This is a genomic window from Flavobacterium reichenbachii (assembly GCF_002217435.1).
GTDB classification, from domain to species: Bacteria; Bacteroidota; Bacteroidia; order Flavobacteriales; family Flavobacteriaceae; genus Flavobacterium; species Flavobacterium reichenbachii.
On sequence record NZ_MUHF01000023.1, the window covers coordinates 1 to 16,737 of the forward strand.

Genomic DNA, 16,737 nt, shown 5'->3' on the forward strand with positions numbered 1-16,737 from the left:
TGACAAACAAATAAAATAACAAAATACTTATTTTTGATTACGTAAAAACACTTATATTCGTAATTCAAAATACGTATAAAATATTTTCTTTCTATAAAAAATTTGAAAAAAAAAGAAAGAATTATTTTATGCATTAATCTTTATTTTTACAAAGTTAGTTAAAGAATAAAATGAGTATAAATAAAAAATATTCGATTGAAGTTCGCGTTTGGATTGAAGAAGCCGAAGGTGCGTTTCTTGGAATTGGGAAAATCTGGCTTTTGGAAAATATCCAAAAAACGGGATCGATTACCAATGCCGCAAAAGAAATGAAAATGGCGTATCGCCAGGCCTGGCAATTGGTTGAAGAAATGAATCAGCGTGCCGAAAGTCCTTTGGTAGAAAAACTTCTTGGAGGAAAAGGCGGCGGCGGCGCAAGATTGACAGAAGCTGGCGAAAAAGCAATTTCTGTTTTTTACGAAATCGAAAAACGCATTAAAGAATTTGCCCAAAAAGAAACTCAAAATCTAAAATTTTAATTTAAAGAAACCAATTCGTAATGTTTATATTTTTAATCTCGCCAAGACGCTAAGTCGCAAAGAGAATAATATTCAAACTTAAAAAAGAAAAAAACTTTGCGCCTTTGCGTCTTTGCGAGATTAATAAAACCCAGAGTAGATTAAGCATTTTAACCAAAATCTTTTTTTTAACCATCAGTATTCATTTTAAAACATACTGAAACAAAACCAAAAACATGAACCAAAAACTATATCTGCTTTTTATTTTTGTAAGTCTGAAAAGCTTTTCTCAAGTCGAAAACTCAAAAGCAAAGCAGGATAGCATAAAAAAAGAAGAACTTAATGAAATTGTCATTACAGCTTCCCGACGTTCAGAAAATTTTATGCATTCTCCTATCAGCATCGAGCAATTAAAATCGGCGGAAGCCAAAAAAATGGGATCGCCAAGTATTTATGAAGCGCTCGAAAATGTAAAAGGGGTTCAGATTATAACGCCGAGTCTGGGATTCAAAGTGATTAACACAAGAGGTTTTGCAAATTCTACAAATGTTAGATTTGCACAACTAGTAGACGGTATTGACAATCAGGCGCCGCATTTGGGCGCACCAATTGCAAATGCTTTAGGAGCAAATGATCTTGATATTGATAAAATAGAAATTATTCCTGGAACTGCAGCTGCTTTATATGGAATGAATGCGATTAATGGTTTAGCAAATATCCAGACTAAAAATCCTTTTGAATATGAAGGTGTCAGTATTCAGCAGTTAACAGGCGTAAATCATGTTGGTAATATTGATCGATTTTCACCAAAAATATATTCCCAGTTTAATTTGAGATTTGCAAAAGCTTTCAATCAAAAATTTGCTTTTAAAATAAATGCTTCTACAACCGGCGGAACAGACTGGGTGGCAGATGACAGAACAGATTTGGCTCCGAATGCCAATATCTCTACAAATTTATCCGGAGCTGATAATCCTGCTTATGATGAAGTTAATGGCTACGGAAATGAATCGGCTAACCGAAAAACATTAAATTTAAATGGCAAAAATTATGTAGTTGCCAGAACGGGGTATCGCGAAACTGACATTACAGATTATGACATTAAAAATTACAAAGCTGATGTTGGTTTTTATTTCCGTCCAAAAACAGGAAACGAACTTGCGGTAACATACAAAACGGCGCTCATTAATACGATTTACCAGCGTTCGAACCGTTTTAGATTAGACGATTATACTTTAAATCAAGTGGCGGTCGATTACCATACGCCAATTTTTCAGGTAAAAGCATATGCAACGACAGAAAATACCGGAAACTCTTATAATCTGCGCTCACTGGCAGAAAACATGGATCGCGCGTATAAATCTGATGATAAATGGTTTGCAGATTATACAACGGCGTACAAAAATGCAATAACTAACGGAGCTGCAATTGCAGATGCACACAAAATTGCCAGAACTACTTCTGATCAAGGCCGATTTGAACCGGGAACGGAAGCTTATGAAAATAAAGAGAACGAATTAATCAACATCAACAATTGGGATATTGGCGCTGCTTTGCGTGTAAAATCGACTTTGGTACATGGTGAAGGATTAATCAATTGGGACAAGGCTTTTGCTTCATTCTTTGAAAAAATTGAAACTAAATTATTGAGCGGTCTGGATTATAGAAATTATATTATTGTTCCCGACGGAAATTATTTCATCAATCCTGTAAGTGCCTCAAAAAATTTAACGTATCAAAAAACGGGTGCCTTTACGCAAGTAACAAAAGATTTTTTGGGCAGTAAATTACGTTTGGGCGCGACAATCAGGATGGACAAAGCTGATTATTTTGAAGCTAAATTTACGCCTCAGTTTACCGCTGTCTATTCGCCAAAAGAAAGTTTAAACTTCAGGGCTTCGTATCAAAATGGTTATCGATTTCCGAGTATTTTTGAAGGTTTTTCTAATGTAAATTCCGGAGGTGTAAAACGTGTGGGCGGATTGCGCATCATGTCTGATGGGATTTTTGAAAATTCGTATACAAAAGCTTCAATAGACAAATTTCAGGCACAGGTAAACAGTGACGTAAATACGCTTGGCTTAACTCAGGCGCAGGCCATCGAGAAAAATAAAAATACAATTCAAAAAAATCCTTACACGTATCTGGAACCTGAATTTGTCAAATCTTTTGAAATTGGCTTTAGAGGAATGGCTTTAAACAAAAACCTTTTTATTGATGCCGATTTCTATTACAACTCTTATAAAAATTTTATTGCCCAGGTTGAAGCCAGCATTCCAAATACGACAGATCCAAATCTTTTTCCAACCTCTTTATATTCCAGAACAACACAAAGCAGATATCGTTTATGGACCAATTCTAAAAGTAAAATTTATAATTACGGAGGAAGTTTAGGCTTGAAATATCGATTTGACAATACTTTTAGTGCCTTAACAAATGTTACTTATACAAAACTGGACAGAACCGATGACAAAGATGGTTTAGAAGACGGCTTCAACACACCGGAATTTAACGTAAACGGAACATTGATCGCAGAAAACATTTGGAAGAATTTTGGTGCAAGCGCAACAGCACGTTATCAAAACAACTTCGATTATGTTTCTTTTTTAGTCAGCGGAACGGTTCCTGCTTATTGGTCTATGGATGCGCAGATAAATTACAATTTTCAAAAATCGGGCATTAAAGCCAAATTAGGCGGTACTAATATCCTAAACAAACCTTATACTTCAATCCTTGGCGGGCCGGCAATTGGCGGGTTATATTATTTATCTTTAACTTGGGAAACGAGTAAAATTTAACCGCAAAGTACGCAAGGTTTTTTTTATACAGTGAGCAGACAAATGCAAAGTTCGCAAAGCTTTATCAACACAAAGCTTTGCGAACTTGGCGGGCCGGCAATTGACGGGTTATATTGTTTATCTTTAACTTGGGAAACGAGTAAAATTTAACCGCAAAGTACGCAAGGTTTTTTTATTAAACAGTTTGCAGAAAAATGCAAAGTTTGCAAAGCTTAATCAACACAAAGCTCTGCGAACTTTGTGATAGTATAAAACCAAAAAATTAAAAATTTAGCGTCCTTTGCGGTTCAATCAACTTTTAAGATTATACGATGCTCAGGTTTTTATCTTGATTGTTTTGATCTTTAGTTGTACATTTATGGTAGAAAGTTAAAAGTTTGGTCTTTATTAACTTCATTTAAAGAAATTCTTTATTATTTTTACCACATAATTTAAGCATACTATGAGTTCTAACTTTGATAAATTTCAAAAACGCAGGTTAATTTCCTCTTATTTTTCGGTAGTATTAAGTGTATTCTTAGTTTTATTCCTTTTGGGAGTACTAGGATTATTCATTATTAATTCTAAAAAACTGGCAGATGATTTTAAAGAAAAAATCGCCATGACCGTTTTCTTTAAAAACGAAGCAAATGACAGCGTTATCAAAGCTTTTAATACTGAATTAAAAAGAGCGCCTTTTGCAAGATCTTATGCTTATGTAACTAAAGAAAGAGCTGCGAAAGAACATACTGATATTATTGGAGAAGATTTCTTAACATTTTTGGGAGAAAATCCATTGCTGAATTCTTTCGACATTCACCTAAAAGCAGATTATGTAGAGCGAGACAGCATTAAAAAAATCGAAAGCACTTTACGTCAAAACACGATGATTGAAGATATTGTTTATGACAAACAATTGGTAAATCTGGTAAACGACAATATTAGAAAAGTAAGTATGTGGATTCTAATTATCAGCGGATTCTTAACTGTAATTGCTGTATTATTAATCAATAGCTCATTGCGATTATCTATACATTCTAACCGTTTTATTATTAAAACAATGCAGATGGTTGGAGCAACAAAATCGTTTATTCGTAAACCTTTTGTTATGAGAAGCGTAAAACTAGGAATGCTGGGTGCTGGTTTGGCAATTATTGCGTTAATTGCACTTTTACTTTATGTAGAAACTAATTTCCCTGGATTAGGAATTTTAGAAGACAAAGTACTAATTGGACTGGTTTTATTAGGCGTTTTTGGATTAGGTGTTTTAATCACTTATGTAAGCACGCACTTCGCAACGCAGCGTTTTCTGAATTTAAGAACTGACGATCTTTATTAATTTTAGATTTCAGACTTTAGATCGCAGATTTTAAATAAACAAACCTTTTAATTTTACTCAGAGGAACAAAAAAATAACAATGAAAAATAATAATACAGAAGAAGAACAAAAACATGAATTCCTTTTTGACGGGATTAATTATAAAATCTTATTGATCGGAATTGGCGTTATCGCTCTTGGATTTATTTTAATGTCTGGAGGAGGAAGCGACAACCCAAATGTTTTTAATGAAGATGTTTTTAGTTTTAGACGTATCAGATTGGCTCCAACAACAGTTTTAATTGGTTTTGGAATCACGATTTATTCTATTTTCAAAAAATCTAAATAGACTTTTTTAGACTACTTAGACATTTTAGATTGTTAGATTATTGATTTTAGACTTTTCCGAAGAGATTAATCTAAAGATCTAAGAAGTCTAAAATCTAATAATCTAAAGATCTACAATCTAATAATCTAAATTAAATGAATACATTACAAGCTATCGTTCTTGCCATTATTGAAGGAATTACAGAATTTTTACCTGTATCTTCAACTGGCCATATGATTATTGCCTCTTCTTTTTTTGGAATTGCCCACGAAGATTTTACTAAACTTTTTACAATTGTTATTCAGCTTGGTGCAATACTTTCTGTTGTGGTTTTATACTTCAAACGTTTCTTTCAGACGCTTGATTTTTACTTTAAACTTTTAGTTGCTTTTATTCCGGCAGTAGTTTTAGGATTATTGCTGAGTGATTTCATCGACGGATTGTTAGAAAATCCTGTTACGGTTGCTGTTTCTCTTTTAATTGGAGGATTGATTTTATTAAAAGTCGACGAATGGTTTAACAATCCAAACACAGCCGAAACCTCTCAGGAAATCACATATCTGCAAGCTTTAAAAATTGGATTATTTCAATGTATTGCTATGATTCCGGGAGTTTCAAGAAGCGGTGCCAGTATTGTTGGCGGAATGTCTCAAAAACTTACGAGAACCACAGCCGCAGAGTTTTCATTTTTTTTAGCGGTTCCAACAATGCTTGGAGCGACAGTAAAAAAATGTTACGATTATTATAAAGACGGATTTGAATTATCTCATGATCAAACTACTTTATTAATTATAGGAAATGTAGTTGCCTTTATTGTAGCACTTTTGGCTATTAAAACTTTCATTGGATTTTTGACTAAAAACGGTTTTAAAATTTTTGGTTATTACCGAATCATCGCCGGAATCGTTTTATTATTGATTCACTTTTTCATTCACCCGCTTACCATTATATAATGACACCTGAAGAATATTTAGACGGACAAGTTTTACTGATAGACAAACCTTTAAAATGGAGTTCGTTTCAAGCTGTCAATAAATTAAAATACTTGTTGATTAATAAAGTCGGACTTCCAAAAAAGTTTAAAATTGGTCATGCCGGAACTTTAGATCCTCTGGCAACCGGACTTTTATTAATCTGCACCGGAAAATTTACCAAAAGAATTTCTGAGCTTCAGGGTCAGGCCAAAGAATATACCGGAACATTTTATATCGGCGCCACTACTCCATCTTATGATTTAGAAACCGAAATCGATCAGACTTTTCCAACAGACCATATTGACGAGGCTTTGATTCATGAAACGGTAAAACAGTTTTTAGGCGAAATTGACCAAAAACCACCCATTTTTTCGGCTATAAAAAAAGACGGAGTTCGCTTATACGAACACGCACGTGCGGGAGAAACGATAGAAATTGAAAGCAGAAAAACAACCATTCACGAATTTGAAATTACCCGAATTGCATTACCCGAAATTGATTTTAGAGTAGTTTGCAGCAAAGGAACTTACATACGTTCGCTCGCTTATGATTTTGGAAAAGCACTGCATTCAGGATCGCATTTAACGGTATTACGCCGAACAAAAATTGGTGATTACGATGTAAATAATGCGATCGACATTACACTGTTTGAAGAAAGTCTTAAGTAGTTATAAAAACGAAAAGCACATTACGCAAGAATTGTAATGTGCCAACTTCTAAATAGTTCAATACAGGTACTTTTACTCAATAGTGAGGAACTTTTTTTCCTCCAAACAAGTACATTGAAAAAAAATCGTAAAATCTTTCGAATAACTTTTTCATAATAGTGCATTTTTTGGTTGTTAGACATTAAATAGACACCAGTACAAAGAGTAAATCAGAAAATAAATAATAGAAGTGGGTTGCATTACTAATTTACAAAAAATATTGCACAAAAAAACCTTCTTAACATATTTTTTAGAATTATTATATTTATTATCAATGCATTACCACTAAACAATTATTACAAAAATTAGTTTTATAATCGGTTGTATTTAATTTTTTCCATAATATCCAGTAATTCTTCCTGTACAGAAATCCCTTTGTCTGCCAGATACCATAACTGCAGATCGGTTTTAATTTTATCATCCAGCACTCCAAATTCCTTTTTGTAATTGGCAAGCAGTTCAGAGGCGCCTTTTGGTCTTGGCCCCCAATCTGTACGAACAATTCCGGCTTCTTTACAAATCACAATAACTTTTGGTATTGCCCTTCCGCCATTTGTCAGGTACTGACTCATTAATTCGTCATTTTGATCTCTCAAAACAATTCGCAGGTCAATCTTCTTATTGGATCCCGCTACCATTTTATTTAATACAGGAAGTATCTGCGCCGCATCGCCGCACCAACCTTCAGAAATTACGAGCCAGATGTAATGATTGCTTAATTTCTGCAATTTGTCAATTGCATCTTCAGATATTTTGATGGTTTTTTCAAGGCGGTTCATTCGGGCTTCATTCAAACTTGTGTAGTTCGTAAGACTTTCTGACTGCTGATCGCCGGTAGATTTTCCTTCGGATAACAAATCGGTAACTAATTTTCGATACTCAGAATACGAGTAACTGTTGAATAACGCTTTGGCTACAATACTTTTCATATCACTTCGTTTTTAGGATACAATAAAAATAACAATTTTAGAAATACGCAGGAATGACTTTTGTCACATTCGGAATAATTGAAGCTGAAAAAATGATCTGAAATTTAAAAAAAAGAAGATCAAAATTATTTTTTAAAACATTATTTCTAAAAATCAGAATATGTCTATATTTGCACAAATTAACGCAACACACAAATGAAATATAAAAGAATTCTTCTTAAACTTAGCGGCGAGGCCTTAATGGGTGATTTACAATATGGTATTGACCCAAAAAGATTAGCCGAATATGCTGATGAAATCAAACAGATTCATAGTAAAGGAGTAGAAATTGCTATTGTAATTGGAGGAGGAAATATTTTTAGAGGCGTTGCGGGAGCAAGTGCTGGTATGGATAGAGTACAAGGAGATTACATGGGAATGCTTGCTACTGTAATCAACGGAATGGCGCTGCAAGGTGCTCTTGAAGACAAAGGAATGAAAACCCGTCTTCAGACGGCGCTAAAAATGGAGTCTATTGCTGAACCCTACATCAAAAGAAGAGCAGACCGTCATCTTGAAAAAGGAAGAATTGTAATTTTTGGTGCCGGAACAGGAAACCCTTATTTTACTACAGATACAGCTGCAGTTTTAAGAGGAATCGAAATTAATGCAGATGTAATCCTGAAAGGAACTCGTGTGGATGGTGTTTACGATTCTGATCCAGAAAAAAATGCTTCGGCAGTAAAATTCGACTTTATCTCTTTTGATGATGTGTTGAAAAAAGGATTAAATGTAATGGATACCACTGCTTTTACTTTAAGCCAGGAAAACAAATTGCCAATCGTTGTTTTTGACATGAACAAAATTGGAAATTTATTAAAAATCTGCGAAGGAGAAAATATAGGAACTGTAGTTAATATTTAAACTACTTAGATTGTTGATCCCCAATCCCGAAACTTCGAGACGGGATTAGAATATTAGACTTATTAAAACCGATACTCTTTAAAACAATCTTCAAAAAAAATAAAAAATAAAAAAATGAGCGAAGAAATAGATTTTATATTAGAAAGTACAGAAGAATCAATGAATGGTTCGATTGCGCATTTAGAAAAAGAATTTCTAAACATTCGTGCAGGAAAAGCTTCTCCTGCAATGTTAGGAAGTGTTTTTGTAGATTATTACGGATCTGCTTCTCCACTTTCTCAAGTTTCAAAAATTAGTGTTCCAGACGCGCGTACTATCACATTGCAGCCGTTTGAAAAAAGTATGCTTCACCCAATTGAAAAAGCAATCATGATCGCTAACATTGGTTTTAATCCGATGAATAACGGAGACATGATCATTATCAGCGTACCGCCTTTGACAGAAGACCGCCGTAGAGAATTGGCTAAACAAGCAAAATCTGAAGCTGAAGATGCAAAAATTGGTGTGCGTAACGTACGTAAAGACGCTAATACTGATATTAAAAAATTAGAAAAAGAAGGAACTTCTGAAGACGTTTGTAAATCTGCAGAAGAAGAAGTTCAGAATTTAACTAATGCTTATATTAAAAAAATTGATGAATTATTGGTTGCAAAAGAAGCCGAAATCATGAAAGTGTAACTTTATTTCACATAAAATAAAAATCCGTTTAGTTAAATTGTACTAGACGGATTTTTTTATTGTTATTTTTGCCGTACCGAAAATAACAATCTTTCGTTTTTGAAACTAGACTACTCTGTATGAAGCTATTTTGTTTTTTGACTTTGTTTTTTACGCTTACAATTCAGGCACAATTTCAAATAAATGGAATTGTAACCGATCCCAGCAGCAAACCACTACCTTTTGCTACTATTTCAACTTCAGACAATAACAACACCATTACAGATGTTGACGGAAAATTTATTCTTAACTCTACAGTAAGACCTGCAAGTTTTACGGTTTCTTATATCGGATTTCAAACCAAAACTATTGTTATACTAAATGATAAAAAGTTTTATCCGGTAGCTCTTTTACAGCAGACTGATAACTTAAAAGAAGTCGTGGTTTCTAATGAAAATCCTGCTTTGACCATTATAAAAAAAGTAATTGCAAGCAGAGACAAAAACGATCCGCAGAAAAAATTAAGGAGTTTTGAATATAAAACCTACAATAAACTTATCGTAACAGCCAATCAGGATTCTATAGACGGAAGAATTGATTCGTCTGCGGCTTATAAGGATCTTAATAAAAAATCTATAAACATTGATTCATCTGATTATAAGTTTAAAGAAATCATAAGCAGACAGCATTTATTCCAGACCGAAAAAGTTTCTCAATATCAATTTGGAAACAACAAATTGAAAGAAACCATTCTGGGAACAAAAATGGCCGGTTTTAATCAGCCTGTTTATGAAATTATTGCTTTTAACCTGCAGTCAATTTCGATTTACGATCCTAAATACGAACTGTTTGAAACCAAATATGAAAATCCAATTTCTAACGGAGCACCGAATAGTTATAATTACAAACTATTAGACAGCGTAAACATAAAAGGCCGCACGACGTATATGATTTACTTTAAAAATAAAAAGAAAAGAAAATCATCTGGTCTTGAAGGCGTCTTGTACATTGACCAGGAAAATTTTGCTGTTGCCAAAGCTGTAATGCGTATAAAAGGCATTTTGGACATCAGCGGTATTCACGAATTCGAATACGTTCCGAGCGAAAAGATCTGGTTTCAAAGCAATACTACTTTCAAAATTGTGAAAGGAAAAAATGATGACGACATTAAGATTCTAGGCGGTACAATTCAATTTGATGGTGATGTTGAAGAAAATTTCGAAAAAAGAAAAAAAGCGGCATCAGATTTTACATATTTACTTTCTGAGAGCAATAGCTTTGATATTCATTACAACACTACAACTCCAATAAAAAACCCTTCGCTTTATATCGAAATTGCTGATGATGCGAGCAAAAAGCCTGAAAGTTTCTGGCAGGCATATAGAAAAGAAAATCTTGATTTAAAGAGCCAAAGAAGTTATTTATTACTGGACAGTCTTTCTATTCGAAACAGAGTCGAAAAACGCCTCGGAATCGGCAGAAAAATCATTAATGGTTTCTATCCGATCGGTCCGGTTGATCTTGATTTAAAGAAAATCGTAAGCTACAATAATTACGAAGGTTTTAGACTTGGACTTGGCGGCATCACAAACGAACGTTTTTCTAAAAACTTTCGTCTTGAAGGTTATGGAGCTTATGGTACAAAAGATGGTGTTTTTAAATACAGTGCCGGCTCTGGAGTTTTAGTCGATAAAAGCACAAATACATGGTTTAACGTTTATTACACAGATGATGTAAGGGAAATTGCCAGTACTGTTTTTGCTGTTGATAAACGCGTATTCAAGATTTACGATCCACGACCAATTAACATCAGTACTTTTTACGAATATACAGGCTGGAGAACTAATTTACAGAGCAAATTTATTCCGAAAACAGAGGCGGTTTTAGAATTATCAAGAAATTATATCGAGCCAAAATTTGATTATCTTTTTAATTTAAACGGAAAATTATATTCCAGCTATGTTATGACAACAGCAATGTTTTCTATTGTCTGGGCGCCATTTAGTGATTTCATGCAGACTCCGACAGGCAGAACAGAATCTGACAAACGATTTCCACGATTTACTTTTCAATACACGCAGACTTTACCAGATGTATTAGGAAATGATTTTAATTTTGGCAAAATCGACTTTAAAGCCGAATATGAAAAGAAATATTTAAACCGTCAAAAAACAAGTTTACTGCTTCAGGCAGGTTACGCTTTTGGAGATGTTCCGCTGACACATCTTTACAACACTGCTCCGAACAATTTAACTAAAGAAACTGTTGTACAACGTATTACTTTTTCGGGAAGAAATGCTTTTGAAACCATGTATTTTAATGAGTTTTTCTCCAGTCAATATCTTATGTTTCAGATTAAACATGGTTTCGACCGAATTAAAATCCTGAAAAAAGTCCGCCCGTCATTGGTTTTGGTTACCAGAATGGCATGGGGACATCTGGAAAATCCGGAACAGCATGTTGGTCCTGTTTACAAAACATTAGACAAAGGTTTCTTTGAATCTGGAATAGAATTGAACAAAATCTACAAAGGTCTTGGCTTAGCAGGATTCTATCGTTACGGACCCAATCAGCTCTTGAAATTTGAAAATAACATTGCGGTTAAGATTTCATATGTTATTGACCTTGGATTGTAAATAGTTATAAATTTTAATTTATCGCCTTTTTGTCATCCTGACGGAGGAAGGATCACACTATAACTTCGACAAATATTGGAAAATTAATCTGAGGAATTATGTGACTTGATATTTCCAAAACTTTGTCAAAGTGCTGCGCAAAAAAAATTCCAAATCCCAATCATAAAATTGGAATTTGGAATTTAAAATATTGAGACTTTCAAACTTATGGTTTAAGAATCAAAACCGAAGGCGTATTATTCAGCCATGTACTTTGCGATTCGATTAGCTTTTTCCAGCTGTCCAAACTAATAATCATAAGATTCTGGCTTTCTAAAAATTCCTTTTTAATTGTTCTGTCGTGCATAATCATAATATGATTTGGCGCAATCTGTTCTATCGAACGAATGGTTTCCTGAATTTCGCGGGTATTTTTCACTTCTCCGCCAGCATCCAGAACTGTAATCTGAGAACCATTATTATTGATTAATTTCTTAGCATATTCAATCAGGAAAGCATCTTCTTTATTAAAAACAGGCATAAAAATCTGGTTTACTTCTTCTAGATTTTTATCGATAAAGATTCCGACCGGCATTTTACTTTTTGCAATAATGTGACGTGTTCTTTCATCAAAAGGTGAATTTTCAAAGAGACCTTCTTTTCCGGTAAACTTATCAATCAATCGGTCCGGATTAACAATTCTTGTGGTAAAGCCAAGTATTTTACCCAGCAGCGTTCCGTCAAAAATAGATTGTCCCAAACCCACCAGTAATAAATCATATTCGCCTTGATTTGCCGTATCTACTATATCGGTATCAATATCATTTGTAACTTTAAAAACACTCACCATATTTTGATTCAGACGCTCTGATTCCTCAATAACAGGATTGAGCATTTTGCGTTCGTGATCTTTTACATCAAAAGAATGGACTTCTGTACTTAATGACAAATGCATTGCAGTAACGATAGAATTATCAGACTGTTTTCTAACCAGACTGTTGGCAATTTTAAGCAGCTTTTTTCCTTTTTCAGGAGTGGCAAACGAAAGCAGTATTTTATATTTACTCTTATTCCCTATTTCCTGCGGAACAGCTGTGATTTTATCTTTAAAAATCCATCCTATAAAATCCAAAGCTGGTCCGGTCATAAAAGTGGTTACCAAGGCCATAATTACCATCATGGTAAAAATTTCTGTAGACAAAACCCCCAGATCATAACCGATATTTAAAACTACAAGCTCCATTAAACCTCGGGTATTCATTAAAGCTCCTATTGCTAAGCTGTCTTTCCAGCTTTGTCCGACAAATTTGGCTGCCAAAGCACTTCCAAAAAACTTACCGGCCACCGCAACAGCAATAATAAGACCTGTTATTTTCCATAAATAAGGATCATTTAATAAACCAATCTGGGTACGCAGACCTGTAAAAACAAAAAACAAAGGCAATAAGACAATTATAGAAACGTCTTCTACTTTTTCTATAAAAATATTTCTAAACTTATTGTTTTCCGGCATAATAGCTCCAGCTAAAAACGCTCCAAACAAAGCATGGATTCCGATAAGCTCTGCTGCATATGCAGAAAACAAAAGCGTTAAAAAGAAAATGGCAACTACAGGCTTATTCAGGCTTTCGCGCGTTGAGTTTAAATCACCTACTCTTTTTAAGAAAGGACGTACTATTTTTAGCATGATAATAACATACAAAACAGCCAGACCAATTACATATAATGCACTAGTAAAAGAACCTGCTTTTACAATAGCAATTACAACGGCCAAAATACACCAGGCCGTAATATCGTCGGCTGCGGCACAGGTTATAGCAATAGTTCCGAGCTTTGTTTTCTGCATGCCTCGTTCCTGAACAATTCTGGCCAAAACCGGAAATGCAGTAATACTCATGGCAATTCCCATAAACAAACCAAAAGAGGCAAACTCAACTCCGATTGGAGCAAAAGTGTGGTATATAAAATAAGCTAGACTCAATCCTAAAGCAAACGGAATCACAATACTGGCGTGACTGATTACAACTGCGTCATGTGCTTTGTTTTTCAGCACTTTCAAATCTAATTCCATTCCAATCACAAACATGAAAAGAATCAAACCAATCTGACTTAAAAACTGAAGATTTCCTAATGATTCTTTTGGAAATAATGCCGCAGAAAATTCCGGAAAATACATTCCGACTAAAGAGGGTCCTAAAACAATTCCGGCAATCATTTCTCCAATTACAGACGGCTGCCCGATTTTTCTAAAAACCCAGCCAAATAAACGTGCGACTAATATAATTGTAACAATTTGTGCCAATAAAATAGCCAGAGGATGCTGCAGGTTTTCGACCATAGAATGCAGAAAATCGTTCCAGTGATTACTTTCTATTTTTTTATGTACAATTTGACGACCGGCTTCAAGCGAAGCTCCTTTTGAAATCACCCAGTAAATTAAAGCTGTAAAGCCTCCAATTACAGAAACGTAAAACAGTGAGTTTTTAATATTATTCATAACTCTATATTAAATTTGTTGGACAAATATCTAAACTGATCCTTACGTGAAAAAGGAATTTCAAACCTAATTTTCAATCTATGTAACAAGACCGAAAAATATTGTAATAAGTTGGGTTTCTATAAAAAGATTGTACCGATTTATAGTAATAAAACGATAGAAAAGCTAAATCAAATTATTTGTAGTGAACTAAATTTTTACTTTTTTCAAAAATTCAGAACGATAGGTTTCGCTCAAAATAAGGGCTGTGTTTTTCTGATCTCCCTCTATATAGTGCAGCACGATTTCATTATGATTAAAGAATTTGATGGCTTTTACGGCAACAATTTCTTTTTTGTTTATACGGCAAAAATCAAGTTCAGGCAATTCATTTAAAAGTGTATCAAATTTAACGTTTTTCAGATTCAGAAAACTTCCGTTGGTTAGAAGAACGATTTTGTCGCGGCTGTCGCTGGCTGCAGTTTTTATATATTGAATCTGATTGAAATACAAAAGCGTTTTGCCTTTATCTGTATTGAGCTGTATAAATTTCTTAGTGCTGTCTGGTTTATGAAAACGTTCTGCGGCTTTTGAAATCGCTTTTTGCAAACGTTCCAGTTTTACGGGCTTTGTGATATAATCTACAGCATCAATATTAAAAGCATCGGCTGCATATTCTTTATACGCTGTACAGAAAATCACCAATTTATCTTGTACCATTATGGCAAGATCTAAACCGTTAATTCCCGGCATTTCAATATCCGAAATTAAGAGATCAAAATCCAGCTGCGGCATTTCGGCAAGAAGTTTCTCAGGATTGTTGTACGTTTTTACTATTTCTACTTCGGAAATCTGCTCGCAAAGCATTTTTAGGTACGTTAATCCAGGAAGCTCATCGTCCAGAAGTAAGCATTTCAGTTTTGTATTCAAGTAAATCAATTTTTAGATGAGCAATATAAACATCGTTTTCTACAAACCGGTCCAGTTTGAAGTTGTTTTTATAAATAATTCTAAGGCGATGTTCCAGAGTGGCGTGTCCGAAACCGCTTCGCTCTTTTTTCAAGACTCTTTTGTCTGAAATTTTATTGGAGACCGTCATAAAAAAAGCATTGTCTCTAAACTCAAAAACAACCGAAATAAAAGCATCGGCACTTTGCAGATCGGCATGTTTAAAAGCGTTTTCGATTAAATCGATAGAAATTAACGGCGCCAGTAAAGGCTGTTCGTATAATTTATCTTCTTTGTTAATATTGGTTTTAATCTTCAGTTCAAAAAGCGGACTGATTTTGATTTTATTGATTTCGATTAAATTCAATGCAAAATCAATTTCTTCTTTTGCGGTTACAAATTTCTTTTTGCTTTCGTATAAAATGTAATCCAAAACATTCGCAAGCTTATCCAAAGCAAAATAGGTCTGATAAGCATGCGACTGAATTGAATTTAAAATATTCTTAAAAAGGTGCGGATTTAGTTTTGATTCTAAAGTTTCTAACTGTAGATCGTTTACTTTCATTTCGAGTGCATAAAAGCTTTTTTCAGCAATATCTTTTGCTTTTTTAGATTCCATTAATTGATACACCACAAAACAAATGATGACAATCAGCAATAAAATAATTGCCAGAAAAATAAAAGTAATAGTATTGCTTTCGTGCATAATGTTATGGCTGCAAAACCGGTTTAAATTTTTTAAAATAAATAAAGATACTAACTGTTAATATCAAAATACTCAGCACCCAAAGATAATAACCTAATTCGAAAGAAATAATTTGGGCCATGCTGCCGCTCTCAGATCCTAAAATTTCTTTCCAAAAGAAAAAAGAAACCGACAAACCCAATGCCACACAACTTAAAACCTCGGCATTCTTGTTATTTTTAAACAATAATATAATTGCATAAAGAGACAAAGGGTTGGCCAGCCAGATAATTTCTTCAAGCAAGCCTCCACCCATAAAAGAGATTGCTCCCATTAAAAAATAATCTAAAGAATGCATTACTTTTATCTCATCATTAAATTTTACTACAATCGAATTTTGCGTGAGTGCAAACACTAAAACAATTAAACTCACGGCGGTAATTAAAATCTTTATTTTCTTAGAATTCATATTTATATTAAAAATTTATTTTCTCGGTTAGTAAATCCTAATGGCTGGAAACAAACTTAAGCCCAATAATTGAAGCGATTAAAGTCGTTAGAAAAAATATTCTCCAAAAAGCGGCAGGTTCTTTAAAAATAAAAATTCCCACCAAAACAGTTCCAACTGCGCCAATTCCTGTCCAAACAGCATACGCAGTGCCTATTGGCAAAACCTGAGTTGCTTTATATAGTAAAATCATACTAATTGAAAGACAAACAAAAAAACCAATCATCCAATAAGTTGATGCAAGTCCTGATGTTTCCTTCGCTTTTCCTAAACATGATGCAAATCCAACTTCAAAAAGGCCTGCAATAATTAATAAAATCCAATTCATTTTCGTTTCATTTTTAAATTAACTGCAAATATGAGAAAACCTAATGGAGAAATTATTAATTCGTCAAAAAATTCTTAAAAACTGTAT

The 16,737-nt window shown here is 33.9% G+C and carries 15 protein-coding genes; 9 read left to right on the plus strand and 6 right to left on the minus strand.

Annotated features, from left to right (window positions below):
- Positions 1-170: 170 nt before the first annotated feature.
- The 6 genes from B0A68_RS19265 to truB all read left to right on the plus strand — a co-directional run bounded on the left by B0A68_RS19265 (position 171) and on the right by truB (position 6,562).
- Complete coding sequence (locus B0A68_RS19265) at positions 171-518, plus strand: winged helix-turn-helix domain-containing protein (RefSeq protein ID WP_035681804.1); 348 nt, start codon at positions 171-173, stop codon at positions 516-518.
- A gap of 215 nt (positions 519-733) precedes the next feature.
- Positions 734-3,295, plus strand: a complete 2,562-nt coding sequence (locus B0A68_RS19270) for a TonB-dependent receptor (RefSeq protein ID WP_035681802.1) — start codon at positions 734-736, stop codon at positions 3,293-3,295.
- Between the two features lie 442 nt (positions 3,296-3,737).
- Positions 3,738-4,613 (plus strand): cell division protein FtsX, encoded by an 876-nt coding sequence (locus B0A68_RS19275; RefSeq protein WP_035681801.1) that lies wholly within the window; start codon positions 3,738-3,740, stop codon positions 4,611-4,613.
- Positions 4,614-4,692: 79 nt separating this feature from the next.
- Positions 4,693-4,941 carry a DUF3098 domain-containing protein gene (locus tag B0A68_RS19280; protein WP_035681798.1) on the plus strand — a complete coding sequence of 83 codons (249 nt, stop codon included), beginning with the start codon at positions 4,693-4,695 and terminating at the stop codon, positions 4,939-4,941.
- Between the two features lie 134 nt (positions 4,942-5,075).
- A complete protein-coding gene (locus B0A68_RS19285) occupies positions 5,076-5,873 on the plus strand; it encodes an undecaprenyl-diphosphate phosphatase (RefSeq protein ID WP_035681795.1) in 798 nt (265 codons plus the stop codon).
- Entirely contained in the window at positions 5,873-6,562 is a 690-nt protein-coding gene (gene truB, locus B0A68_RS19290) for a tRNA pseudouridine(55) synthase TruB (protein ID WP_035681792.1), read from the plus strand. Before B0A68_RS19285 ends, truB begins: the two co-directional genes overlap by 1 nt.
- Positions 6,563-6,912: 350 nt before the next feature.
- Here truB and B0A68_RS19295 read toward each other — a convergent pair whose 3' ends face one another.
- Positions 6,913-7,530, minus strand: coding sequence for a thioredoxin family protein (locus B0A68_RS19295; RefSeq protein ID WP_035681790.1), 618 nt, complete (start codon positions 7,528-7,530; stop codon positions 6,913-6,915).
- 195 nt (positions 7,531-7,725) lie between these two features.
- Here B0A68_RS19295 and pyrH point away from each other — a divergent pair, with 195 nt between their 5' ends.
- From pyrH to B0A68_RS19310, 3 genes are all read left to right on the plus strand, one after another.
- Positions 7,726-8,433, plus strand: coding sequence for a UMP kinase (pyrH, locus tag B0A68_RS19300; RefSeq protein ID WP_035681787.1), 708 nt, complete (start codon positions 7,726-7,728; stop codon positions 8,431-8,433).
- A 114-nt stretch (positions 8,434-8,547) separates the two neighbouring features.
- Positions 8,548-9,111, plus strand: coding sequence for a ribosome recycling factor (gene frr / locus B0A68_RS19305; RefSeq protein WP_035681785.1), 564 nt, complete (start codon positions 8,548-8,550; stop codon positions 9,109-9,111).
- Between the two features lie 119 nt (positions 9,112-9,230).
- Complete coding sequence (locus B0A68_RS19310; RefSeq protein ID WP_035681784.1) at positions 9,231-11,726, plus strand: DUF5686 family protein; 2,496 nt, start codon at positions 9,231-9,233, stop codon at positions 11,724-11,726.
- Between the two features lie 205 nt (positions 11,727-11,931).
- Here B0A68_RS19310 and B0A68_RS19315 read toward each other — a convergent pair whose 3' ends face one another.
- From B0A68_RS19315 to B0A68_RS19335, 5 genes are all read right to left on the minus strand, one after another.
- Positions 11,932-14,202: a cation:proton antiporter gene (locus tag B0A68_RS19315; RefSeq protein ID WP_035681783.1), complete on the minus strand. Its 2,271-nt coding sequence runs from the start codon at positions 14,200-14,202 to the stop codon at positions 11,932-11,934.
- Between the two features lie 189 nt (positions 14,203-14,391).
- Positions 14,392-15,111: a LytR/AlgR family response regulator transcription factor gene (locus B0A68_RS19320; protein ID WP_035687790.1), complete on the minus strand. Its 720-nt coding sequence runs from the start codon at positions 15,109-15,111 to the stop codon at positions 14,392-14,394.
- Entirely contained in the window at positions 15,074-15,835 is a 762-nt protein-coding gene (locus tag B0A68_RS19325; protein ID WP_035681782.1) for a histidine kinase, read from the minus strand. The genes B0A68_RS19320 and B0A68_RS19325 overlap by 38 nt, the downstream gene beginning before the upstream one ends.
- 4 nt (positions 15,836-15,839) lie before the next feature.
- A complete protein-coding gene (locus B0A68_RS19330) occupies positions 15,840-16,283 on the minus strand; it encodes a hypothetical protein (RefSeq protein WP_035681779.1) in 444 nt (147 codons plus the stop codon).
- Positions 16,284-16,320: 37 nt separating this feature from the next.
- Positions 16,321-16,650, minus strand: a complete 330-nt coding sequence (locus B0A68_RS19335) for a DMT family transporter (RefSeq protein WP_035681776.1) — start codon at positions 16,648-16,650, stop codon at positions 16,321-16,323.
- Positions 16,651-16,737: the final 87 nt, after the last annotated feature.

Coding starts and splice junctions, on each gene's coding strand:
- B0A68_RS19285 (WP_035681795.1), top strand. CDS start 5,076: ATGAATACATTACAAGCTATCGTTCTTGCCATTATTGAAGGAATTACA.
- B0A68_RS19275 (WP_035681801.1), top strand. CDS start 3,738: ATGAGTTCTAACTTTGATAAATTTCAAAAACGCAGGTTAATTTCCTCT.
- B0A68_RS19335 (WP_035681776.1), bottom strand. CDS start 16,650: ATGAATTGGATTTTATTAATTATTGCAGGCCTTTTTGAAGTTGGATTT.
- frr (WP_035681785.1), top strand. CDS start 8,548: ATGAGCGAAGAAATAGATTTTATATTAGAAAGTACAGAAGAATCAATG.
- B0A68_RS19295 (WP_035681790.1), bottom strand. CDS start 7,530: ATGAAAAGTATTGTAGCCAAAGCGTTATTCAACAGTTACTCGTATTCT.
- B0A68_RS19325 (WP_035681782.1), bottom strand. CDS start 15,835: ATGCACGAAAGCAATACTATTACTTTTATTTTTCTGGCAATTATTTTA.
- B0A68_RS19265 (WP_035681804.1), top strand. CDS start 171: ATGAGTATAAATAAAAAATATTCGATTGAAGTTCGCGTTTGGATTGAA.
- truB (WP_035681792.1), top strand. CDS start 5,873: ATGACACCTGAAGAATATTTAGACGGACAAGTTTTACTGATAGACAAA.
- B0A68_RS19315 (WP_035681783.1), bottom strand. CDS start 14,202: ATGAATAATATTAAAAACTCACTGTTTTACGTTTCTGTAATTGGAGGC.
- B0A68_RS19310 (WP_035681784.1), top strand. CDS start 9,231: ATGAAGCTATTTTGTTTTTTGACTTTGTTTTTTACGCTTACAATTCAG.
- B0A68_RS19270 (WP_035681802.1), top strand. CDS start 734: ATGAACCAAAAACTATATCTGCTTTTTATTTTTGTAAGTCTGAAAAGC.
- B0A68_RS19280 (WP_035681798.1), top strand. CDS start 4,693: ATGAAAAATAATAATACAGAAGAAGAACAAAAACATGAATTCCTTTTT.
- pyrH (WP_035681787.1), top strand. CDS start 7,726: ATGAAATATAAAAGAATTCTTCTTAAACTTAGCGGCGAGGCCTTAATG.
- B0A68_RS19330 (WP_035681779.1), bottom strand. CDS start 16,283: ATGAATTCTAAGAAAATAAAGATTTTAATTACCGCCGTGAGTTTAATT.